The sequence below is a fragment of the Streptomyces sp. 147326 genome (assembly GCF_045000215.1).
Taxonomy (GTDB): Bacteria; Actinomycetota; Actinomycetes; order Streptomycetales; family Streptomycetaceae; genus Streptomyces.
Genome location: NZ_CP134201.1, coordinates 8,254,011 through 8,274,885 on the forward strand (window position 1 = coordinate 8,254,011; position 20,875 = coordinate 8,274,885).

Consider the following 20,875-nt stretch of genomic DNA (forward strand, 5'->3'; position numbering starts at 1 on the left):
TGCCTAACAGTGCAATGTGACACTGCCGTCGGCGTTGATTTCCTCGTGCACCGTCTGGACGTGATGCTTCCACGCAGGTATCTCTCTTTCGGCAGTCGCGCGGAGCCAGTCGGTGAAGGACGCGTAACTGCGGAGGGGAACGTCTGCGTGCTCGCCTTCGGAGTATGACCAGACCTCGGGATCAGGTCCGGTGCCTCGCATGAACTCGAACTGATAGCCCTGGTGCATGGAGAAGACGCGGTCGGTGGGCTCGAAGCGGAAGGACGATTCGTTCTCTTCGAGGAGCTCGCGGGCAGCCGTCCCCAGGCCAAGGACGCGGGGGTGGTAGACGTCCTCCCCCTGCATGAAGCGTCCGGCGCCACCGCCGATCAGGGAAAGGAACTCTCGATAGGCGTCCGCCATCGGAGCCTGTTGATCGCGCTCAACAGCCAGGACGACCTCGGCAGGCAGGCCCTGAAGCTGCTCGGGCCGGGCTGTGGTGCCGTCGGTGATCGCGTCGACCACAGCCCGGACCCGCTGCTTCGGCGTCAGCAGGCCAGGCTCATTTGATGACGCCGGCCACTGCTCTGTCGACAATGGAATCGCTGGGTTCTCGTCTTGGCGTCGCTTCCACCACATCTGGCACCCCACCCTCTCTGTGATCGAGAGCTTATGTGTGCTCCGATCCGGCCCCGATTCCGAGAACGGTACTGGCGTGGTCGCCCCCCTCGGCTTGACGGCTTAACTGCATGAGGTGTCTTTCCTCGCGATAGCCGAGGGAAGAGGTCCGCTTCGAGTCCGGGGGCCGGCGGCGGTGCGAGGGGACCGGGCGCCACGTAGGCGGCCTGTTGTTGCGCGAGCGCCTTGGAGCACCGTGCCGCATCCTTCCGGGATCCTCGCTGCCCAGGCCGCAGGGCCATCTGGTGACTGCTTGTGGCGTCCGTGTGCTGCTGTGTGTCGGCGGGAATGCCGGGTCGGCGAAACGGTTCACTACAGTGTCCGGGCAGGGTCCGCGCGGTAGCGCCCCTGCACGTAGGTGGGGAGATCAGCGCCGGCGTGTCAGCGACGGACGGGTCTTCATGGGGGCAGGATGAGCGTGCGCAGACTGCTGTCGTTCTCGGACGCATTGGTGCTGCTCGGTGGCGATCCGCCCGCCGCCGCCGCACTGGACCGGGCTTTGGGCGGAGCGCTGAACGCGGCAACGGGCGGTATCGGGACGGGGGTGCTGCGAATCGCCGACGCCCGGGGCCGCACCGTCGGCCTGGGCCGCTACGCAGTACGGAATCTGGGGCGGCGCCTGGGCCGGTCGGAAGGGCGCTCCGAGCGCACGGAACTGTGGCGGGCCGCCCATACCGTGATCGTCGTCGTGGCATGGTTCCAAGCGCTCGGTGAGTCGGACCTGCCTTTCGGCGTCGATGACCTGGAGCTGACCCGAAGCGAACAGCTCGCCCTCGCGGGCGCCCCGGATCCGCCGGGCGGTGCGGCGTTCGCGCAGTCGCTGGCTGCGGTCGACGCGCCCCAGCCCGCACCCCACGGCCCGTTCGAGGACGTGACGGCGGAGATGCGGCGCTGGTATGGGGGACTGTCGGAGCGGTTCCTCGGCCTCGTCGAAGGGCTGCAGGTCTGGGGCGACCTGACGGAGTTTGCCGGCACCCGTCATCGCAAAGGCGTTGGGTTACCACGACAAGACCGCCACCCGGCTGGTCACCGAAGCCGGATGTGGGCCACGAACTTCACCGCGGACAGCAGTTCTCCGGTGCGCGGGTGGGCCGGGCGCGGATCACCCCGGCCGCGCGCCGCTCAGCGCCGCCGAGGTCAGGGGGACGCGGCCGCCGTGTGGAGCACCGGGCACGGTGCGGTGCCGACGCCGGTGGGTGTCGATTTCGTGGCGGGGTCACCAGCGGCGTGTTCGTACAGCTGCAATCCGGGGGAGAGACAGACCCGGATGGCGTCGGCGCGGACGGCCTGGGGGCAGATGCCGAGGACGCAGCTCCTGAAGCGTTGCGGAGGGCCGCCAGAGCCGGCCGAGATGGCGCGATCGGGCACCATCCATCCCGACAAGAAGCACTGGCTGATCGCAGTTCACACCAGGGCGGCGACCACCGCGGTCGTCGAGAGCTCCGCAGTGAGCGCCGCCGCTCGGCGACAGTCTCCGGCGCGCCCATCGCCTGCCCGACGGACCCCGCCGCCCCTGAGGGGCCGTACCTTCTGGCGGTTTCAGGTCCCTTGCCCGCGCGCGGCGATCAGCGGCCCCAGGAGCAGCGTCCCCGGCCCTATCCGTCCGCCGGGGCCGGGCAGTTGGGTCGTGGCGGCCACCGTGAGCGGATCCCGGCAGGCGTCGCAGGTCACGACCGGCGTGGCGATGTGCCCGCAGACGTCGTGGCGGATCCGGGCGGGCGGCCCTGCGGGATCCGCGTACCACTTGTCGCCCCAGGCCATCAGCGTCAGCAGGACGGGGTAGAGCTCCCGGCCCTTCTCCGTGGCCACGTACTCCTCGCGCGGCGGGCTCGCCTGGTACCGCTCGCGCGCGAGCACGCCTTCCTCGACCAGCCGAGCCAGCCGCGCCGCAAGGACCTTGCGGGAGAGGCCGATGTCCTCCGCCAGCTCGTCGAAGCGCCGGATGCCGACGAGGACGTCCCGCATGATCAGGGCCGTCCAGGCGTCGCCGAACAGGTCGGTCGCGCGGGCGATCGAGCATGCAACGGAAGAGAGGGAGGTACGGGCCACGCCCCCACCGTATCGCCTACGCATTCCCTGAGGGAACTCGTCAATGTTAGGTTCCTTGGGGGAACTTGACCGGATCGACGAGGGAGCCCGCCATGATCAGCGCCCAGCACATCGCACTCGACTCGGACGCCTCCGGGGCCGTCGACGGCCGCCACATCCGGGCCCTGACCCTCCAGTCCGTACGCATGGAGTACCTGTGCCGCGTGATCGGCGAGTCGAACCTCGCGCCGGCGGCCGGCAGGGCGCTCGTCGTGGGCAGCGGGCGCGGCCTTCTGGCCCGCGGACTCGCCGGGCTCGGGTTCGAGGTCGTCGCCGCCGATCCGTCCCCTGCCGCGACCACCCTCGCCCGGAACGCGGACGAGGGACGCGGCGTCACCTACCGGACGACCCCGGCGGAGCACCTCGACCTGCCGGAGAGCTCCTTCGACCTCGTGTACTGCGCCGACACCCTCGAAATCACCGAGCGGCCTGACGCGGTCCTCGCGGAGGCCGCGCGCGTTTTGCGCCCCGGCGGAGCCTTCGTCTACGACACGGTGAACCGCACGCTCGTGTCCCGCCTCATCTATCTCGGCGCCTTCCAGGCCTTCCCGGGCACCCGGATCATGCCCCGTGGCCGCTACGCCGCACAGCGGTTGCGCCGTCCGGTGGAACTCGCCGAGGCCTTCAACCGGGCGGGGCTGTCCGCGAAGGACGTCTCGGCGTTCAAGCCGCGCGACGCACGCGACCTGGTGCGCGCGACACGTGGGTGCAGGCGCGGCACGGTGACGGACGGGCAACTGCCGGAACTGGTCGGCATGGTCATCGAACCGGACGGCAGCCCGCTGGTGACATATCTGGGATACGCGATCCGCCGGGCATGAGCCGCGCCCCGGCCTCGGATCGGCCATCCCCGGCCAACCCAACCTGGGCCGTGAGGCCCCCTGCCCACCTGGACGGATGCGTCCGGCGTCAAGGGCACCGTGGTCAGCGCATAGCGGGGGAGGAGCGGAATGCGGCTCGGCCCCCTCCGCCCCGACGTGGTCAAGGTCTTCGACTGGTACGTCCAGCGAAGGCCGTCTTCGGCGACCTTCGCGGTGTTGATGAGGGCGCGTTGGACTGGTCGGCGATGTTGTGGCGAGGGTGTTGCCGTTGCTGCTGCCGTGACTGCTGGTGGACCCGTCGTTTCCGGTGTTGGCGCCCTGGTTCTGGCTGGCGATCAGTAGGGCTCCAACGTTGTCCCCGATGGTGTTGGCCGACGCGGGGGCGGCGACGCCGAGGACGGTGTAACCGGACGCGCGGCCCACCGAACACACGGCGGGCCGCGCCGCCGGGCGACATCTCGGCTGTGTACCCGATCCCGGTGACGAGGACTGCGGCCAGGGTGTCCCGGCCCTGGCAGACCCGCTGGCCGGGCAAGGAGGCAAGAGCGGACGGGAGGCTGGCGTGACCAGCGGGCGTGGCTGCCCAGCTGGCCGGCGCGCCCAGCCTTTCGGCGCGCGCGCCGAGCTGTTCTTCTATCGGACGCCAGCCGGGAGATGAGGGGAAGGAACGACGACCGACGGGAGCGGAAAGACCACGCTGCTCCCGGCGGTATACCGCTTCCATCCCGTCCACCCCGAGGAGAACTCCTCCGCCCTGGGACAGGACTACCCGCTGGACCGGCCTGAGTGCGCGTCGGTGGTTACGTGTGGTCGCGCCCAGGGTGGTCCTTGCTGTCTTCGGGTCGGACCTTCTTCCCGTCCGGCCCGGGCAGCAGGTCCAGCATGGCGAGGAGTGAGGCCAGGTCGTGCGGGCTGTCGGTATGGGACGCGACCGTCTCGTGGGCTCGCTCGCGACGGCGAACGGTGTTCGTAGAGGTGTCCCGGCACCGCGACCCGCCCGTGACACCCGACCTGGACCTGCTGTCCCCCTCGGAGCACGACCGGTGCTCGGCGGCGGTCAGGCAGACGGCGGCCATGCCTGCGCCATGGCGGCGAAGGGCGCTGCGGGCGACGGCCAGGGTTTGTGTCAGGAGACGCGGGCCGAGCGCGGCCGGCCGGAGCAGCGAGCCGACGGATATCCGCCGGGCGGTGCGACGGGCGTCTGCCATGTCGTGCTCCTCGTCGTTGGGTCAGGGCCCTGAACCGGCGGCGTTCAGGGCCCGGATGTCGTGCGATCCATACGGCTGCTGGCCGGGGACCGAGGTGCGGCAGCAGGTTTGGCCGCCCTCAGCGGGAGCCGGTGAGGGAGGCCGCGACCGCCTTGGCGCGGTGGGCCGTAGTCACCGCGGCCGTTTCGACGGGGCGGCGCACGGCCTTCACCGGGTGCCGGTGGTCGAGTGCGTGCCGGGATCGGTAGGCGAGCGAAGGCTTGCCGTGGGTGTCCGCGGCGGCGATGAGGAGCCCTCCCAGTGCAGAGAGGTCGGTCAGGAAGTGAGCGCGCTGCCGCGCACGCTCGTCCGGGTCCTCCACGGTCCAAAAGGCGTGTGTGGTGAGGGAGGTCGGCACCAGCGCGGCAGCGAGCGTGAGTGCGGCCAGGCGCGGGGCACGCCCCGTCGCGAACAGCAGGCCTGCTGCGACCTGGATCGTGCTGGCGACGCGTACCAGCTGCTGCGGATCCCCGGCGAGGGCCGGGACGCGCTTCCCGACCGCCCGGATAACGGGGTGGGGGACTTCCGCGACGGCCTCGGGGCGGCGCAGGGTGCGTAGTGCACCGGTGACGAACGGGGCGGCGAGCAGCGGGCGGGCGAGCTTTCGTAGGGCAGCCATGTCCCGCTCCTGCCCACACCAGGCCTGTCCATCCGGTCCGAAACGCTGCGGAGAGCGGGAGACACGCATGATCACGTCTGGGGAGGCCGGGGAGCGCGCGGCCGGGCAGTGCGATCTCGCCGAGGGCCTGGCCGCGGGCGCCGGCTTCGCGACAGCGGCAGCCGCGCCCGCGGCGGCGGGTGCGGCCGTGGCCGGCTGTTGCGTAGCGCCGGTAAAGGGGGCGGCCCCTTCACCGGACTGGCGCAGCCGGGGTCCGTTGCCGGGGGGGCCTCACAACAGCGGGGTCGGTCTGGGGGGTGGGGGTACGGCGCGTAGGAGTTCCCACAGGGGGCGGGATCCGGCAGCCCACTGGGCAAGGAGGTGGCGGTCGACCAGGTGCAGGCGCTGGGACTTGGCGAAGGTGACGGCGTTGCTGGTGATACGGCCGTTGGTGAGCATGACCAGCACGTCACCTCCGTGGACCTGACGGCCGGTGCCATTGAGGACGTGGAGGTCGGGGGTGCCGACAGGCTTTCCGGCCCAGCCGGCCTTGCGATGCTTGCACTGGATCACCCAGCGCCGGCCGTACGGATCGGTGGCTTTCACGTCCGCACCGTTGTCACCGCGGCCGCCGACCTGGAGGGCATCCGTGCAGCCGTCGCGGTGCATCAGGTCCCGCACGGCGAACTCGAACTGCCGGTGGTGCAGCCGGTCGAGCTGCTCGACCGCGTAGCGCAGGCCCTTCGAGCGCACCCGCTCCCACCGTGCTGCCTCCCTCCGCCGCCACGCCCACGCCCCGCCCGCAGCCGCCACCGCCAGGAGCACGAGCACCACCACCCAGGGATGCGCGGCCAGCCACCGCAGCACCCCCACCACCACACTGAAGACCACCACGCCCACCAGGGCGATCAGCCCGAGCTTCTCCAGGTCCGCGTTCTGACGCCTGCGGGGACGCCGGCCCCGGCTCGAACGCCGCACGGGCGGACGCCGGCTCACGGGGTGCTCCCCGGGCTGGGGAAGACGATCGGATACGAGACGGTCGGCGTCGGCACCACCACCGGCGTGTCCCACCCGGGCCACTTGATCGGATACACCGTCGACTGCGGCCCAGGAACCTGCTCCACCGGGGCAGCACCGCCCATTGGCTTGCTGCCAAGGACGAACATCGCCAGCACGAACATGACGAGCAGGCCGACCTGCTTGCTGGAACCGGCGGGGTTCCGCCAGTGGGCCCGCACGATCGACCCGTTCCGTAAGTGCTCCCGGACAGACGGCATTCAGGGTCCCCTCCCAGTCAGGCTGCGCTCCCCGCACAGCGGCTCCATGAAAGCACCTGGGTCTGACACCACGTCACTGCATGATGACCTCAGGTGATCGCTTCTGCGGCGGGCTGCCCAGCTGACCTGCGCGCGGCGCGCCGTGTGGGTGGCCGAAGTCGGCGCGTGTACGGCACCGACCCTGCCGGGCACAAACCTCACCCGCGACGCCGCTGCCCCGGAGGCATCCTGGACGACCGGATGAGGCAGGCCGAGTACGAGATGGACACGATCATCTCGATGGGGTTCCCGGGTTACTTCCTTGTGGTCGCCGACCTCATCATGTGGGCCAAGAACCAGGGCATCGGTGGGCCCGGGCCGAGGTTTTGCGGCCGGCTCGATCGTGGCGTACGCCATGGGCATCACCGACCTCGAACCCCTCACCCCACGGTTGCGAGACGCTGGGCCTGCTGAAGATGGACTTCCTGGAGCTGCGCACCTCACGATCACGGACAACGCCGTCAAGATGGTGGAGGCCAACAAGGGGATCGGACATCCTCCTGACCCTGCACTCGGTCCGTGATGTGCGGGGAGGCCGCCGGGGTCTGCGCCTGCTTGAGGTAGATCACGACGTCGTCGGGCCGCACGAGGGACTCGTCGGGGAGGTGCGCGGGCCGACGTAGCCCTCGTCGAAGTCGTTGACGTTGAAGATCAGCTGGCCGTTGGAGCCCATGTACGTGCCGAAGTTCTCGGCGTGGAGACCGCCGTGGATCGAGACCCGGCCCGTCCGTTCGTCCACGTACGGGCTTCCGTTCCGGTCCCGATCCAAGACCGTGCCCAGATAGAAGGCGAAGGCCGAGGCCGCCATGTTGTGGAATTTGACCTGGAAGGCAGCGGGCACGCCGCATGCTGCGAACAGATCGATGAACCAGGTCACCGCTCACGACGACGTGACCAAGCCGCCGTTCGCGCATGAAGAAGTTGCAGGTCGTGCCGCAGCCCTTGATGCACCTTGATTAACGACAACTGCCCTGTTCACGGGCCTGGAGCTCCGTGGAACGTTGTACGCCGCGTAAGTCGACTTGCGCGGGTAGGGCGTTTTGATCAGGTGGCCCAGTGGATGCCGAGTTCGGCGAGTGCTGCGCGCTGGGCCGGGTCGAGCCGGTCGCGGCGGGCCCTGTGGTTGCCGATCCAGATGCCGGTGAGGAGTTCGCTGCCGTCGGGGAGCCGCTCGACGACGGCCCGCCCCGGCAGGCCACCTTCCCGCGCGACGTACTGCTGCAGGGCCCGGAGGCCCTTCTGGAAGGCGTCGCCGCCCGCGCGCGGCCCGGTGGCCGTGGCGGCCTTCGCGGCCGTCGGGGTCTTTGCCGAGTCCGCCGGGCCTGCGGATGTTCGTGAGCCACTGCCCGACGGCCTGGTCGAGCGCGGTGGCGTGCCGCGGTGCGGCGAGGGTGCCGTGCAGCTCGTAGTAGGCCCGCGCGGCGCCGAGGTTCTGTTCGAAGCCCGCGTCGGCGGTGTCCCACACGATCCCCAGCTCCTCCAGCTCCGCCGCCCGCTCCCCGGTCATCGTCCCGGCCCGGTACGCCCGCCTCTGATCGGACAGCCACCGCCCCAGCGGGAACGCCCCCTCAACCTCGACGTGCTCGTAGGGGACGTCGAGGTGTTCCTCGCGCTGCCGGTACCGCAGCGCGGCTTCCGCGCCTCGGCGCCAGTCCTGCCGCTCGGTGTTGATCACCTGGTAGCTGATCCACTTCGCGATCAGCGCCGGATCCCGCGGGGCTGCGAACCGGAGCAGCAGCCGTGACTCCTCCTCGCCCTCCTCCGGCGCCTTCCCGACCGGCTGAGACGGGTCTACGATCCTTTTCTGGTTCTCCTGCGGAATAGCAAGAATTTCCACAGCCTTTTCATCATGCGCCCGAAACGGTCTTATCCAGGGGTGGTTGGACTTGCGAGGGATATTTGTTCTGGTTGTCACCTGCGGGAATGTTTGCGTGACGATCCCGGGGTGACGCTGGGGGAGTGGTGATCACGTTCGGCACGTGGGCCGCCCTGACATCACGATCCCTACGACGGGCACCGGTCAGGCTGTCGTGGGCACAACCCTGCGCGTCCTGTCCTGACCGCGTTCCGGGAACCGGGCGGGGGTGCCTCAGCCGCAGTCGGACACCGAGCAGAGCTCGACGTTGACGATGCCGGGCAGCCGCGCGACCTCCTCCCTCAGGGCTGTGCGCTCCGTCCCGGACAGCCCCTCGCGGAAGCGGACCTCCAGGTAGGAGCCCTCGTCGGACGATGATCCCGTCACGAACGCAGCCCCGAGCGGCTCCAGCCGCTCCTGGGCGTCCCCGAGGTTGCTCCTGAACGAGTCCGGGCTTGTTCTGGCGTCCCCGAGCGGCATGAACCAGCCCGGGCTGGTCTCGGCCCGGTAGGTGTGGGGCTCGGCCAGGGCGGGACCGACGTACGACTGCCAGGCGAAGATGACGCAGCCCACCAGCCACATCGTCGTCACCACGACGCCGCCGCCGGCCATCACCTTGACGACGACCGGTCGACGACGGAGCGGATCGGCGAACACGGCGAACAGGAGGAGCATGGCCGAGGGCCAGAACAGGAACATCCCTGCCAGGACGGCCAACACCCCCCACCCGAGGAGCAGGAGCCCGACGGTCGCGCACGCGCGGCCGAAGCCCTTCGGTTCACGCCAGAACATGAGCGGAACGGCCACCACCAGGCCCGTCATGACGAAGAGTCCGCCGATGTACTGCTGCAACCCCCAGGCCACGACGGGCGCCGCGACAACGATGGCAGCCACGGCCAACCCCCATTGCAGCCGGTGGACGCGCACAGCAGCGTCCCGGTCCTGTGTGGCCTTCACGATCGCCCCCGAAAGAATTGAACACATTCAACTGAACGCGTTCAATCTATCAACTCCGGCAAGCAGTTACCAGCACTCGGCAGGTCCTCGCGCGGCCGAGGGCGGGGGTGCGGATTCCACTCGGCGCGCCGCCCGCTGCGCCGACACAGCGCTCAGGAGTCAGGCGTTGACGCAGGCGCTGCCGAAGGTCGGCTGCAGCAGGCCGACGGGGTTCTCTCGGCCCGCAGGCCGGGTGCGGTACGCCGTAGTCGCCAGGTGGGCGGGGCGGCCGTCCGCGGGCATTCGCGACACGGCCTCACGGTTCGCCGAGTACGGCGACGCCGCGGTACCGGTGGTGTGGGGGTGGCGCCCGGCGACGGGACCCCCTGCGCCGATCCGTCCCGACGCGTCGTCACAAGGCCCACCGCGGTCGAGTCGGCCGCCGCGACGGACGATGAGGAGGCTGCCCCGCACAACGGCGGTGGCCGGGCCCAAGGCCCAAAGGGGTCGGCGCCGTTGCGGGCGCTGCCCCCGTCCCGGGCCGAGCGGTAGGCGCGAAGAGGCGGTGCGGGACATCGACGCGCGCTGCTCTACCGTGCTGATGAGACGGTTAGGTCTGGTCTCCTGCATCCGCCCGAACTTCCGTGGCCCGGCGACGTCGTTCGAAGAGCGATGCGGAGGGGGATGCGGTTTACGCGTTTCGCTGGTCGTGGGTCTTTGACGGAGCCTCGCGGTGGGCCGGACGAGGGCGTCGATGTGGGCGGCGAGGTCAGTGTCCTGGGGCCGCAGGCGGGCCCGGGGCGGCGTTCATAGGGCGGACGAGGCGGGCGGCGTTGCCGTGCGCGAGAGCCCGGTCCAGGTTGGCGACCGCGTCGTCGGCGCTGGCGGGCGAGTTGATGAGGTCCTGCAAGGCGGCGGAGTTCGGCTGCGTTGTCGCGGGCCAGACGGTCACGGTGCGGCCGGCGGTGTCCCACACGATCTCCAGCTCCTCCAGCTCCTCGAGCTCCTCCAGCTCGGCCGCGCGCTCGCCGGTCATTGCCCCAGCCTGGTAGGCGCGCCGCTGATCGGACAGTCACCGCCCCGGCGGGAACGCCCCCTCGGCCTCGACGTGCTCGTACGGGCGTCGAGGTGCTCACCCATCGTGGCCGTCCGGTGAACTGCAAGGCCCGGGAAGCACCGCGGCGCCGATGACCGCGGGGGCAGCTCCTAGTCGAAGTAGGGGGAGTCCTCCAACCAGCCGACAGCGTGGAGGTCACGTGCGAGCCAGGTGTAGGCGAGGTTGTGGTCTTTCGTTCAGTAGCGCTTGTCCCAGTGGACCAGATGCCCCTGGGAGCTCTCCCATATCTTCGTGGCCCCGAAGGGGTTGGTGGTGAAGAAGCCGTCGCCACCGCCACCCCGGCCCTCGCTCGGCATGGTGGCCGGCCGGGGCGTTGCCGGAGCGGCGATCGCGCTCGACGACATCGAGACGACTCCAGCGGCCAGAGCCGTGGAAGCGGTGAGCAGGACCAGGCGCCGGGTGCGGGACATGTGGGGGCTCCTTACGGAAGGGGAGAGGGTCGGTTCTGGTGAGCCGGGGCCCGTGTATCCATTGGGCCCGACCACCCCTGTGCACGTCATGCCGCTGCATCTCGGGGCTTGACAGCACGACACCGGCATCCTGTGACGCCGGTCGAACACCGTCACCGTCGCCATGAACCTGCCAGCCGTCAGCGGTGTGGTGCGGCGGGGTGGCCGGGCCGACCGGCGGGGCGTGCGCCGCACGCCCCGCCGTGACCGGATCAGGGCGTTGCCCGGCGCAAGGACAGGGCGAAGGCGCAGCTGGTGACGGCGAGGACGACGATCGGCGGCATGGGCAGGAGCAGGACGGATATCGCCAGGCCCACCAGTGAGGCGACGAGGGGGATCCATCCGAAGGCGGTGCGCCGTTCGACCAGTGCCGGGGCGTGCCGGACGGCGGTGAGGGCGAGGAGCCCGCACGCGATGACGAACAGGGCCATGACGAGGCTCATGCCCTGGGCGATGTCGAGGGTGCTGCGTTCCAGACCGAGCAGGGTCATGCTCGACTCCCGCATGGCTGCCGAGGAGGCTTGCTGCTGGGGGGTGGGGTCACCCAGCGCCGTCGCGGCCGCAAGGGCGAGGTGGCCCGTGCCCAGCAGGAGGAAGCCGCCGGCCCCGACTCTGAAGGGTCGCAGCGGCTTGGGCTGGGGCTTGCCCTCGAGGACGGGTGTGACGGTCGCGCTCACCGTGGCTCCTTGAAGTCGAACGAGGCCGCCCTCTACACCGGTAGAGGATGTTTCTCGCACTCTACACATGTAGAGGCGAATTGGTGGGGGGCGGCTGCGGCTCGCAAACCGGATTCGAACCGCGCACTGCTGATTCCGGCGGTCGTTGTCAGGGACGAGCTGGATGTGTCCGGGACGCTCTCCTCGGGGTGGCGTCTGGGTGCCCTGCGCCTCCCGGGCCCCGCTCCACCTCTTCCAGCTCGGCGGCTAGTTCGCCGGTCATGGTCCCGGCCCGGTGGGCCCGCCGTTGGTCCGACAGCCACCGTCCGAGCGGGAACGCCCTCGCGGTCTCCACGTGCTCGTAGGGGACGTTCAGATCGCCTTCCCGCTGCCGGTAGCGCAGTGTGAATGGGTGCGGCGGTGGCGCCAGATGGGTGTCGGCCAGGACGGGGCGGGTGTCCCTGCTCGCGCTGCCCAGCCGTAGTGATCATGGCCGTCACGAGGTGAGCAGGCTGCTGCCGTCGGGCGCCAATCCCGAAGGTGGCGGGCTGTCATGGATGTGCCTGTTCGCATGGGGTGTCCGTACTGTCATCGGGCGGTAGGCGTGCAGGTCGTGTGCTGGCGCGGAGGCGAGAGATCGCATCTGGGTCCCCTTCGGTGACGCCCTTCCCGTTCAGTACGGGTTCTTCTGGCCGAAGGCCGGCGAGGGTGCCCGGATCCGTGCCTTCGTGGACACCCTCCACGAGCTGTGTTGAACGTGTTCAGAAAACCTGGCAGCATGGCGTCCGGAAGGGCCCGCCAGACCCAGGGCTGACGTGGATCCGTCTGCCCCCGGCACGAGTTGGCCATGAGATCCGGAGGTCGGCACGACATGATCATCGCCTTGCTCGCTTTCTTGTTCCTGTTGTCCCTGGGCTTGATAGCGGCCGTCGCGCCGGGCCTACTCGTCGGGTATGCCTGCATCGCGGTGAGCGGCAAGCTGTCGCTCACCGCGAGGGTTCTGTTGCTGGTGGCCCTGGCGATGGGTACGGCGGCGCTGTGGCTGGGCCTGGGGGAACCCGCCAGCGTTCTGCTGCCGCTGGCCATGCTGGTGTCATTCCTCGCGACCCTCGCCTCGGGAGCCACGTTCCTCGGGCTCGAAGCCCGCAAGCGGCGCGCACCCCGCTACCCCGCCCCGGCGTGGCAGAGCTGGTAGCCGCCCACCCCCCGTTTCCGTACAAGGAGGGTCGGGCCGGCTGAGGCTGCCGGCTGAGCGGTCGGCGGGGGCCGGCGGGGGCCGGCCGGTGTTGAGACCTTGCCAGGCCCTGGTGCGCGGGGGTCGGCCGGGCAGGCTAGTTTGCTCGGATGAGTCTCCTTGATGATGTGGCCGAGCGCGACGGCTGGCAGTGCTGGGTGTGTGACGAACCGGTCGACCCCGACGAGTCGGTGAACGACCCGCGGGGGCCCAGTGTCGACAGCCGGACCGCCGACCGGAAGGCCAAGGTGGCCGAGCGGCTCGCGCACCGCGGGTGCAACACCCGCAAGGGTGCGGTCAAGGTGGTCATCGCCTGGCCGGAGCGCCTGTACGTAGTCGAACCCGCACCGCTGATCGCCGTCGCCGAGAGGCTGGAGCGCAAGGGTGGCCGCGAGATGGTGGGCCGTTGTCCGACCAGGAAGGACGCCCAAGAGGCGGCGGATTGGCTGGTGGACCGGTTCTCCCGACTGGTACCGGGAATGCCGGTGACCGCCGACATCCAGGCGGGCGGTGGCCAGTTCCTCGTCATCCTGGCCACCGGCCGCCGCTGATCGGGGATCACCCACACACTCGCGTCGAGATGGTGGTCATCTGACCGCCGCCGCGCCCGCCGCGCCCGCCGCGCCCGCCGCGCCCGCCGCGCCCGCCGCGCCCGCCGCGCCCGCCGCGCCCGCCGCGCCCGCCGCGCCCGCCGCGCCCGCCGCGCCCGCCGCGCCCGCCGCGCCCGCCGCGCCCGCCGCGCCCGCCGCGCCCGTTGCGTCGCGGGCGCGGGAGGCCGTCGATCCGTGGGCTGCGCCCGCGAGTACGGACGCGAAGCGCTCCAGGGGCCCCTGACCGAGGGCCTGAACGTCCCCCGCGACCTCGACCTCAGTGACCGGGTCCGCGCCCTGGAACAGCTGAAGGTGTACCCGGCCTCGCGCTCCCAGACGGCGTCGATGGTCCGGGACATCCTGCCGGAGGGTCGAGCGGCCGATGCCCTACATCCGGGACTCGTTTTGGCGGGGGCGGGAGTTCACCTCGATCGAGCACATGCAGGCCAAGGCTGTGACCTGGAGCCAGAAGGTGGCCGGCCGACGGCAGTGCCGGCCGTTGCAGGGGGCCGCCCCGATGGCGGCGTTCGAGGCGATCGAAGCCGAGACCCTGCTGCCGCTGCCGCCCACCCCGTTCGTGCTGGCCCGTTGGTCGACGGCGGTGGTCGGGCCGGACATCCACGTCAAGGTCGGCCGCACCTTCTACTCGGTTCCCTGGAAACTGATCGGCCGCGGGGTCGATGTCCGCTCGACCGCCACGATGGTGCAGGTCTTCCTCGAGGGTGACCTGGTCAAGACCCACGTGGCACTTGAGCAGGGCAAACGCACCGACAGGACGGACTATCCGCCGGAGAAGACCGCCTTCCAGATGCGCACGCCGATCTGGTGCCGCACCCAGGCATCAGAGGTCGGGGACGCTTGCCGCACGGTCGTCGACCAGTTGCTGGAGGTCAACGCGCTCTACCGGCTCCGCGCCGCCCAGGGAATCCTCGGCCTGAAGAAGACGTACGGCGACACGAGGCTGGAAGCCGCCTGCGCGTGGGCCATCACGGTCGGAGATCCGTCCTACCGAACCATCAAGGGCATCCTGATCGCCGGCGCCGGCGCCGAGACCGACCCGGAGCCCGAATCGAGCGGGGACGCGGGAGCCGCGGCCTTCCTGCACGGGCCCAAGCGGCTGTTCGCCTCCGTCGCCCCGGTCGAGACGGCGGATGAGCTCCACGACCACCAGGTCCACGGCGAAGCTGAGGGAAGCATCTGATGACCGTGATGCATTCTGCCCTGCGTGAGTCGCTGAAGTCGCTGCGGCTCTCGGGGATGCTGGAAACCCTCGATGCCCGCCTGGCCCAGGCCCACGGGGGCGAACTCGGGCACCTGGACTTCCTGCAGGTCCTGTGCCAGGACGAGATCACCCGCCGCGAGACCGTCGCTTTCCAGCGGCGTCTGGCACGGGCGAAGTTCGAGCAGCAGGTCACCTTGGAGGAGTTCGACTTCACCGCCTCCTCGAAGCTCCCGGCCGCCCAGATCCGCGACCTCGGAGCCCTGCGCTGGTTCCATTCGGGCGAGTCGGTCATCCTCTTCGGCCCGGTCGGGGTCGGAAAGACACATGTCGCCCAGGCCCTCGGCCACCTCGCGGTCCGCCAGGGCGCCCACGTCCGCTTCGCCAAGACCAGCCGCATCCTCGCAGACCTCGCCGACGGCCACGCGGACCGCACCTGGGACAAGCGGATCCGTGCACCGGTACGGCCCGACGTGCTCATCGTCGACGACTTCGCCATGCGCCAGCTCGGAGCGTCCCGAGCCGATGACCTCTACGAACTGGTCAGCGAGCGGCAGGGCAGGTCCCTGATCATCACCAGCAACCGGGCGCCCAACGACTGGTATCCCCTCTTCCCCAACCCCGTCGTCGCGGAGTCACTCCTGGACCGGCTGATCACCACGAGCCACCAGGTCGTCATGAACGGCCCCAGCTACCGCCCCAACAAGCGTCCGAAGAACCCCACCGACAAGACCAAGTAGGAAAATCGGTGGACGTCGTCGGGATACTGCCCTCATGGCCGTCACTCAACAACTTGCGCGCATCCCTGCGGAGTACCTCACCTCCTGCCAGCAGTCAGTTGGCGAATCACCGGATGGAGATCCTCACTGGGATCCGCCCTCGACGGACATCCTGGACCTGGACTGGGCGCCGACTCTGCTCGAACGGGTCTGCGAGCTGGGAGGTCTCGATGACGTCCACCTGAACGCTCTGCGGCAGTCCACCGAGGGCGATACTGCAATCGACCTCGGGTTCCTCAACACGCACCCGCATGCCATCGGTCCCTTCGGGCACGCTCCCACGGCCCTCTCCGCGGCTCAAGTGGCTCGCGTCTCGGAACTGCTCTGGCAGATCGACTTCCCTGCCCTTCTGGCCGCCCTGCCGACCGACGAAAGAGAGGCCGCTTCCTTGATCGGCGACGGGGCGGACAGGATCGTCGGCGGTCCGAGGAAGTACCTGCTGGGGCACTTCAATGCCCTGCGAGAGTTCTACGGTGATGCGTCCCAACGGCACCTTCTTCTCGTGCTGTGGTGGGACTGACGCAGGGCGTCCTTCAGCCAGCTCACGGCAGAACCTGGGGAATTACGTGAACTTCCGCCTGGGGAATTGCGTGACCGTCCACACGGCCTGTCCTTCAACACCGACGCCTTCCAGTACCGGCTCCCGTTCGGGACCACCTTCCCGTGCTGTACTCGCTGCGCGCCGTGTCACCGAACCCGCACCCCCGCTTAGGGCCGGGCGTCTCACATGTGGCCGTAGTACCGGGAGTACTGATCCAAATAGGCCGGCTCGCCGGTGTACTTGATCTCGTCGAACTCGGGGGCGTCCTTGATCTGCTCCTTGGTCCGGTTGACGTAGACCGTCTTCTCGGCCGTGTCGATGCGCTGGATGATGCCGGCCGGGAGCAGTACGTGTTTGCCGAAGATCCAGACACCCGTGTCGACGACGAGATGGGAGGCGTCGACGGCATCGGAGTGCTTGTCGACCTTTCCGATGCTGCCGTCGGTGGCCTCGACCTTGTAGCCGACGAGGTCGAGGCCCGTCTGGTGGCCAGCGGTCGGGTGGTAGACCCAGAACGCTTCCTCGGTCATGGCTCCTACCTCTCCGTGCGGGGTGACCGCTCCGGGCGGGCGCGTGTCACCGTCTCCCGGGCGCCTCCCCTGATACGTCCGGCTCATGCACGGGACGCCGGCCCGGCCTCCGGCCGGGAGTTTCCCGGGACCGCCGTGCGGGCAGGCGCCGGGACGGAACGAAGGAAGGGGTCTGTCATGGACGACCAAGGCGGCGCGGGAGGCGTACCTCTGCACGGCCACGACGGCGAAGCCCGGCGCCCCGCACCACGCACCAGGCCACGGAGGGACACCCGGACCCGGGGCGAGGGCCCGGCCGGAGAGGACCCCGGCACCACGCGAGCCGCGGACACGGACGAGGCGAGCCGCCTCGACCGGCCGGCCGGCCCGACCGGAGCGGACGAACGGCCCGCCCGCTGGAAGGGTCCGGCCGACTGACGCGCCCTTCACGGAAGACGGTGATACGGAGATACGGAGATACGGCGGCGCCGGAGGGCCAGCGCGGACGGCGCTGCCTGCGGTAGCGCCTGAAGTTTTGCCTGCGGCAGGTGCACGCCGAGTACGCGAGGGTAAACCCTTCATGACTCCGTTATGGCCCCCGTCTGCCTTCGGTTGAAGGGATGATCCCGCATGGTTCCTCGTATTCGTCATTCCTCGACCGAAAATCCCTCTGATGTTACTGATGGGACGATGTCCGGCGGTCGGCGTGTGGTCGGCGATCCGGCGGTGGCCCGGGCCGTGGGGATGATCATGGCGATGACGCCGTGCTCGGCGCGGGACGCCCGCGCCGTCCTCGCCTCGGCGGCCACGGCCGCCCAGGTCACGGCTGCCGAACTGGCCGCGGCCGTCGTCGCCGTACCGCAGGGGGTGGCGCTCCCCTCCCATGTCGAGCGGGCCCTGCGGCACGCGGTGGAAGCCGCCCGCAGCCCGGTGTGCCCCGCGCCCGCAGCGGCCGCGCCGGTGGCCATGCTCGCGAACCGGGCCCTGACCGAGAAGGTCCTCGCCCGGTTCCGGGCCTGTCGGGCCAGGCTGGGCGCGGAGCCCGGGAGCGAGGACGCGCGCCGGGAGATGGACGACGTGACGTACACCCTGTGCGTGCTGATGGGCCGGCTCCGCGCGCACGACGCCGTCACGGCCGCCCAGGACCGCCTCGACCTGTCCGCATACGCTGACGGGGCCGGGTAGACGCCGTGATCGGGGAGACCCGGCAAGGCGGTGATCAGCATGGGCCGACCGGTCTGGACGGGAGTTCTGAGCTTCGGGCTGGTGAGCGTCCCCATCGGCATGTACACCGCGACCGACAGCACCACGCTCCACTTCCACCAGTTGCAACGCGGCACCTCGGACCGGATCCGCAACCGGCGGGTGAACGCGCGCACCGGCAAGGAAGTGGAACTCGACGACATCGTCAAGGGCTACGACGCCGGCGAGGAGTACGTCCTGGTCGAGCCGGCGGAACTCGACGACATCGCGCCAAGCGGCTCGACCTGCCCTGGTGCCCGGGCCGCGCCGCGCGGCGGATGACGGCGTTCAAGCAGCAGGCTCGGCACCCGGCCGCTGAACCGGAGCAACACCGCCGCCCGCGTCGTGACCACCCGCACCCTTCCATGGACGTGATCCAGGCGGGAACATCCTGGTGACGGTGGACGGGGGTGGCAGACCGTGGGGCGTAGACGGGGTGCGTGGGCCGGGTCGGCGGTAACGGGAGGGGCCGCATTGGTGGCGGCTGTGCTGGGGCCGGTGACCAACTACGCCAGTGACGCGGTGCCTGGCTGGGCGGCGCAGGCGTGGGTGATCTGGCCGGTGTTCGCCGTGCTGGTGGCGGTCAGCATCGGGCTGTTGCTGTGGGGCCGGCATCTGGAGGCCGCAGCAAGGCCCCCGGCGCGGCTGGCACCGGTGAGCCGACTGGCCCGAGGCCAGCAGGCTTCGTTACGCCCCCCGCATGTTCAGCGCGTGCGGGGGCGTGAGGGAGAACTCGCCGTGCTGGCAGGCATGCTTCGGCGGCCACAAGGCCGGTTCGCGGTGCTGTGCGCGGTCGGCGGGATGGGCAAGACAACGGTGGCCGCGCAACTGGCCACCCAGGCCGAGGCGGCGGGCTGGCGAGTGTTTTGGGTGCGCTGGCGCGACGGTGCCGAGCTGGCGCAGCAGATGGTGCAGGCGGCGCTGGCCTGCGGCCTGCCAGAGGCAGAGCTGGAGGCCGCGCGAGCGGGGCAGGCGAGCCTGCCGGATGTGGTCTGGCGACAGTTGGGCCGGGTGCGGCGGTGGCTGCTGGTGGTGGACAACGCCGACGAGCCGCACGAGATCGGCCCGGCAGGGGAGTCGGTGGCCGACTATCGCGGCTGGATCCGTCCTCACGGCCGGGGCCTGCTGGTGGTGACCAGCCGGGATGGCAGCGAGCAGACCTGGGGTCCGTGCGCACAGCTGCTGCCACTGGAGCCGCTGCCGGTGCGACCTGCGGGGCAGGTCCTACTGGACGCTGCTCCCGTGGCCGGCACCGCCGAGCAGGCCCGGGAGCTGGCGGCGCGACTGGGCGGGCTGCCACTGGCGTTGCACGCGGCCGGCACCTATCTGGCCGGACCCACCAGCCGTTACCGCACCTTTGCCGCCTACCGACAGGCCCTGGAACAGGAACTGCGGTTCTTGTTGGGAGCGGCGCACCCGAATGGCTCCCATCCGCAGGTCGCCCGCGCCGTGGTGCGGCACACCTGGGAGGTGTCCTTGGATCAGCTCGCCGGGGAGGGCAACGCTTTGGCCCGCCCCTTGTTGCGACTGCTGGCCCTGCTGGCTCAAGCCCCCGTCCCACTGTCCCTGATCACCCCGGACCTGCTATCCGTCGTCACCGGACACGACGTCACTGCGGTGGCCCTGGAGGCCGCGTTCGCTGGCCTGCACCGCTACGGTCTCCTCGGCCTGCCTCACTCTCCCGGCAGCACCGGTCCGGCGTCGGGCAGCAGTGAGGGGGCGCAGGTGGTGCTGCATCCCCTGATCCGAGAGATCAACACTGTCGCCCTCACGGCCGAGACCTCCGATCTCGCCGTGTGGCACCGGGCTCTTGCCGAGCGGCTGACCACGGCTGTGCACGAGGCCAACCAGCGCGGGCGCGCTGGTTGGCCTGCAGCCGTGCTCCTCGCCCCCCACCTGCCGCTGCTGCTCGACTACGCGGACCCGCGCACCGCCACGCACCACCGCACCACTCTCAACACCCTGGCGCAGGTGCTGCAGAAGGCTGGCGCTTTCGGCGCGGCGCGCCTGCTGCATGAACGGGTCCTCGAGGTCGAGACCCGCATGCTGGGCCCCGAGCACCCAGATACCTTGACCAGCCGCAACAACCTGGGCAATGCCTTGTTCGGAATGGGAGAGCCGGCGGAGGCAATACGCCTGCTCCGGCAGACCCTGGAGGACCGCGCCCGTATCCTGGGCCCCGGGCACCCCGATACCTTGACCAGCCGCAATGACCTCGCATGCGCTTTGGACGGGACGGGTGAGCATGCCGAGGCGGTGGGTCTGCTGCGGCAGACCCTCAACGACCGTACCCGTGTCCTGGGCCCCGGGCATCCGCATACCCTGGCCAGCCGGGACAGCCTCGGTCTCGCGCTGGATGGGATGGGCGAGCACGCACAAGCGGTGCGCATCCACCGGAGCACCCTGGAGGACCGCATCCGTGTCCTGGGCCCCGAGCACCACCTCACCCTGCTCAGCCGCCACAACCTCGCCAGCGCCCTGACCAGGGCGGGTGAGCAGACGGAAGCGATACAGCTGCTGCGGCAGGCGCTCAACGACCACGCCCGCATTCTGGGCGACGAGCATCCGCACACGCTGGCCAGTCGGAACAGCCTCGGTCTCGCGTTGGATGGGATGGGCGAGCACGCACAAGCAGTGCGCATGCACCGGCAGACCCTGGAGGACCGCACCCGCATCCTGAGCCCCGAGCACCCGGATACCCTTGCCAGTCGCCACAACCTCGCTCTCGCTTTGACCGGTGCAGGTGAGCAGGCCGAGGCGATAGACCTGCTGCGCCGAACCCTCGATGACCGCGTCCGCATCCTGGGCGACGAGCACACGCATACCTTGAGCACCCGCAACGCGCTGGAGACAGCGCTAGCCATGTCCACCCAACGGCCACAGAGCCGGTGGTGGCACTGGCTGCGGCGCAGGAACGTCGCAGCCAGTGGCGGTTGAGGAGGCCCTGTATCCCCGAGCCGCCGCCAAGCGACAAGTAGCACTCTGTAACTATTGTTGCATTGCGTGAGCGTAGCGGTGGTT

At 70.2% G+C, this 20,875-nt stretch carries 23 protein-coding genes and 4 pseudogenes; 12 read left to right on the plus strand and 15 right to left on the minus strand.

Features of this window, described 5'->3' with window-relative positions:
* Positions 1-3: 3 nt before the first annotated feature.
* On the minus strand, positions 4-504 hold the full coding sequence (locus RIU97_RS38035) for a hypothetical protein (RefSeq protein WP_404962022.1): 501 nt from the start codon (positions 502-504) through the stop codon (positions 4-6).
* Between the two features lie 565 nt (positions 505-1,069).
* Here RIU97_RS38035 and RIU97_RS38040 point away from each other — a divergent pair.
* A pseudogene (locus RIU97_RS38040) lies at positions 1,070-1,615 on the plus strand (hypothetical protein); the annotation flags it as partial.
* A gap of 581 nt (positions 1,616-2,196) precedes the next feature.
* Here the strand turns inward: RIU97_RS38040 and RIU97_RS38045 are convergent.
* Positions 2,197-2,706: a winged helix-turn-helix transcriptional regulator gene (locus tag RIU97_RS38045; RefSeq protein ID WP_404962023.1), complete on the minus strand. Its 510-nt coding sequence runs from the start codon at positions 2,704-2,706 to the stop codon at positions 2,197-2,199.
* 92 nt (positions 2,707-2,798) lie between these two features.
* Between RIU97_RS38045 and RIU97_RS38050 the strand changes: the two genes are divergently transcribed.
* Positions 2,799-3,566 (plus strand): class I SAM-dependent methyltransferase, encoded by a 768-nt coding sequence (locus tag RIU97_RS38050; protein WP_404962024.1) that lies wholly within the window; start codon positions 2,799-2,801, stop codon positions 3,564-3,566.
* 800 nt (positions 3,567-4,366) lie between these two features.
* Here the strand turns inward: RIU97_RS38050 and RIU97_RS38055 are convergent.
* The 4 genes from RIU97_RS38055 to RIU97_RS38070 all read right to left on the minus strand — a co-directional run bounded on the left by RIU97_RS38055 (position 4,367) and on the right by RIU97_RS38070 (position 6,688).
* On the minus strand, positions 4,367-4,774 hold the full coding sequence (locus RIU97_RS38055; RefSeq protein WP_404962025.1) for a hypothetical protein: 408 nt from the start codon (positions 4,772-4,774) through the stop codon (positions 4,367-4,369).
* 118 nt (positions 4,775-4,892) lie between these two features.
* Positions 4,893-5,432, minus strand: a complete 540-nt coding sequence (locus RIU97_RS38060; RefSeq protein ID WP_404962026.1) for a DoxX family membrane protein — start codon at positions 5,430-5,432, stop codon at positions 4,893-4,895.
* Between the two features lie 270 nt (positions 5,433-5,702).
* Entirely contained in the window at positions 5,703-6,407 is a 705-nt protein-coding gene (locus tag RIU97_RS38065; RefSeq protein WP_404962027.1) for a restriction endonuclease, read from the minus strand.
* The gene (locus tag RIU97_RS38070; protein ID WP_404962028.1) at positions 6,404-6,688 is read right to left on the minus strand and encodes a hypothetical protein; all 285 of its coding nucleotides are present in this window, start codon (positions 6,686-6,688) and stop codon (positions 6,404-6,406) included. The genes RIU97_RS38065 and RIU97_RS38070 overlap by 4 nt, the downstream gene beginning before the upstream one ends.
* A 207-nt stretch (positions 6,689-6,895) precedes the next feature.
* Here RIU97_RS38070 and RIU97_RS38075 point away from each other — a divergent pair.
* A pseudogene (locus RIU97_RS38075) lies at positions 6,896-7,109 on the plus strand (hypothetical protein); the annotation flags it as partial.
* 222 nt (positions 7,110-7,331) lie between these two features.
* On the opposite strand, the pseudogene RIU97_RS38080 reads toward RIU97_RS38075, so the two are convergent.
* From RIU97_RS38080 to RIU97_RS38115, 8 genes and pseudogenes are all read right to left on the minus strand, one after another.
* Positions 7,332-7,604: pseudogene (locus RIU97_RS38080) on the minus strand (DUF2252 family protein); the annotation flags it as partial.
* 3 nt (positions 7,605-7,607) lie between these two features.
* Complete coding sequence (locus RIU97_RS38085; RefSeq protein WP_404962029.1) at positions 7,608-8,642, minus strand: helicase associated domain-containing protein; 1,035 nt, start codon at positions 8,640-8,642, stop codon at positions 7,608-7,610.
* A 174-nt stretch (positions 8,643-8,816) separates the two neighbouring features.
* On the minus strand, positions 8,817-9,476 hold the full coding sequence (locus tag RIU97_RS38090; RefSeq protein WP_404962031.1) for a hypothetical protein: 660 nt from the start codon (positions 9,474-9,476) through the stop codon (positions 8,817-8,819).
* A gap of 222 nt (positions 9,477-9,698) precedes the next feature.
* A complete protein-coding gene (locus RIU97_RS38095) occupies positions 9,699-9,830 on the minus strand; it encodes a hypothetical protein (RefSeq protein WP_404962032.1) in 132 nt (43 codons plus the stop codon).
* Positions 9,831-10,287: 457 nt separating this feature from the next.
* Positions 10,288-10,554, minus strand: a complete 267-nt coding sequence (locus RIU97_RS38100; protein ID WP_404962033.1) for a hypothetical protein — start codon at positions 10,552-10,554, stop codon at positions 10,288-10,290.
* 257 nt (positions 10,555-10,811) lie between these two features.
* Positions 10,812-11,045: a hypothetical protein gene (locus RIU97_RS38105; protein WP_404962035.1), complete on the minus strand. Its 234-nt coding sequence runs from the start codon at positions 11,043-11,045 to the stop codon at positions 10,812-10,814.
* 251 nt (positions 11,046-11,296) lie between these two features.
* Positions 11,297-11,761: an LIC_13387 family protein gene (locus tag RIU97_RS38110; protein ID WP_404962037.1), complete on the minus strand. Its 465-nt coding sequence runs from the start codon at positions 11,759-11,761 to the stop codon at positions 11,297-11,299.
* Between the two features lie 148 nt (positions 11,762-11,909).
* Positions 11,910-12,218: a helicase associated domain-containing protein gene (locus RIU97_RS38115; protein WP_404963083.1), complete on the minus strand. Its 309-nt coding sequence runs from the start codon at positions 12,216-12,218 to the stop codon at positions 11,910-11,912.
* Positions 12,219-12,611: 393 nt separating this feature from the next.
* Here RIU97_RS38115 and RIU97_RS38120 point away from each other — a divergent pair, with 393 nt between their 5' ends.
* The 5 genes from RIU97_RS38120 (at position 12,612) to RIU97_RS38140 (ending at position 16,082) form a co-directional block, all read left to right on the plus strand.
* The gene (locus RIU97_RS38120; RefSeq protein WP_404962038.1) at positions 12,612-12,935 is read left to right on the plus strand and encodes a hypothetical protein; all 324 of its coding nucleotides are present in this window, start codon (positions 12,612-12,614) and stop codon (positions 12,933-12,935) included.
* Positions 12,936-13,084: 149 nt separating this feature from the next.
* Positions 13,085-13,525, plus strand: a complete 441-nt coding sequence (locus RIU97_RS38125; RefSeq protein WP_401284979.1) for a hypothetical protein — start codon at positions 13,085-13,087, stop codon at positions 13,523-13,525.
* 421 nt (positions 13,526-13,946) lie between these two features.
* Positions 13,947-14,765, plus strand: coding sequence for a Mu transposase domain-containing protein (locus tag RIU97_RS38130; RefSeq protein WP_404962040.1), 819 nt, complete (start codon positions 13,947-13,949; stop codon positions 14,763-14,765).
* On the plus strand, positions 14,765-15,523 hold the full coding sequence (gene istB, locus RIU97_RS38135; RefSeq protein WP_404962041.1) for an IS21-like element helper ATPase IstB: 759 nt from the start codon (positions 14,765-14,767) through the stop codon (positions 15,521-15,523). The genes RIU97_RS38130 and istB overlap by 1 nt, the downstream gene beginning before the upstream one ends.
* A 34-nt stretch (positions 15,524-15,557) precedes the next feature.
* On the plus strand, positions 15,558-16,082 hold the full coding sequence (locus tag RIU97_RS38140) for a DUF1877 domain-containing protein (RefSeq protein ID WP_404962043.1): 525 nt from the start codon (positions 15,558-15,560) through the stop codon (positions 16,080-16,082).
* A 203-nt stretch (positions 16,083-16,285) separates the two neighbouring features.
* Here the strand turns inward: RIU97_RS38140 and RIU97_RS38145 are convergent, their stop codons facing one another.
* On the minus strand, positions 16,286-16,633 hold the full coding sequence (locus RIU97_RS38145; RefSeq protein WP_404962045.1) for a PRC-barrel domain-containing protein: 348 nt from the start codon (positions 16,631-16,633) through the stop codon (positions 16,286-16,288).
* A gap of 177 nt (positions 16,634-16,810) precedes the next feature.
* On the opposite strand from RIU97_RS38145, the gene RIU97_RS38150 reads away from it, so the two are divergent.
* The 4 genes and pseudogenes from RIU97_RS38150 (at position 16,811) to fxsT (ending at position 20,791) form a co-directional block, all read left to right on the plus strand.
* Positions 16,811-17,050 carry a hypothetical protein gene (locus tag RIU97_RS38150; RefSeq protein WP_404962046.1) on the plus strand — a complete coding sequence of 80 codons (240 nt, stop codon included), beginning with the start codon at positions 16,811-16,813 and terminating at the stop codon, positions 17,048-17,050.
* A 252-nt stretch (positions 17,051-17,302) separates the two neighbouring features.
* Positions 17,303-17,797, plus strand: coding sequence for a DUF5133 domain-containing protein (locus tag RIU97_RS38155; protein WP_404962048.1), 495 nt, complete (start codon positions 17,303-17,305; stop codon positions 17,795-17,797).
* A 39-nt stretch (positions 17,798-17,836) separates the two neighbouring features.
* Positions 17,837-18,097, plus strand: a pseudogene (locus RIU97_RS38160) (Ku protein); the annotation flags it as partial.
* A 255-nt stretch (positions 18,098-18,352) separates the two neighbouring features.
* A complete protein-coding gene (gene fxsT, locus RIU97_RS38165; RefSeq protein ID WP_404962049.1) occupies positions 18,353-20,791 on the plus strand; it encodes an FxSxx-COOH system tetratricopeptide repeat protein in 2,439 nt (812 codons plus the stop codon).
* The last annotated feature ends 84 nt before the right edge of the window (positions 20,792-20,875 follow it).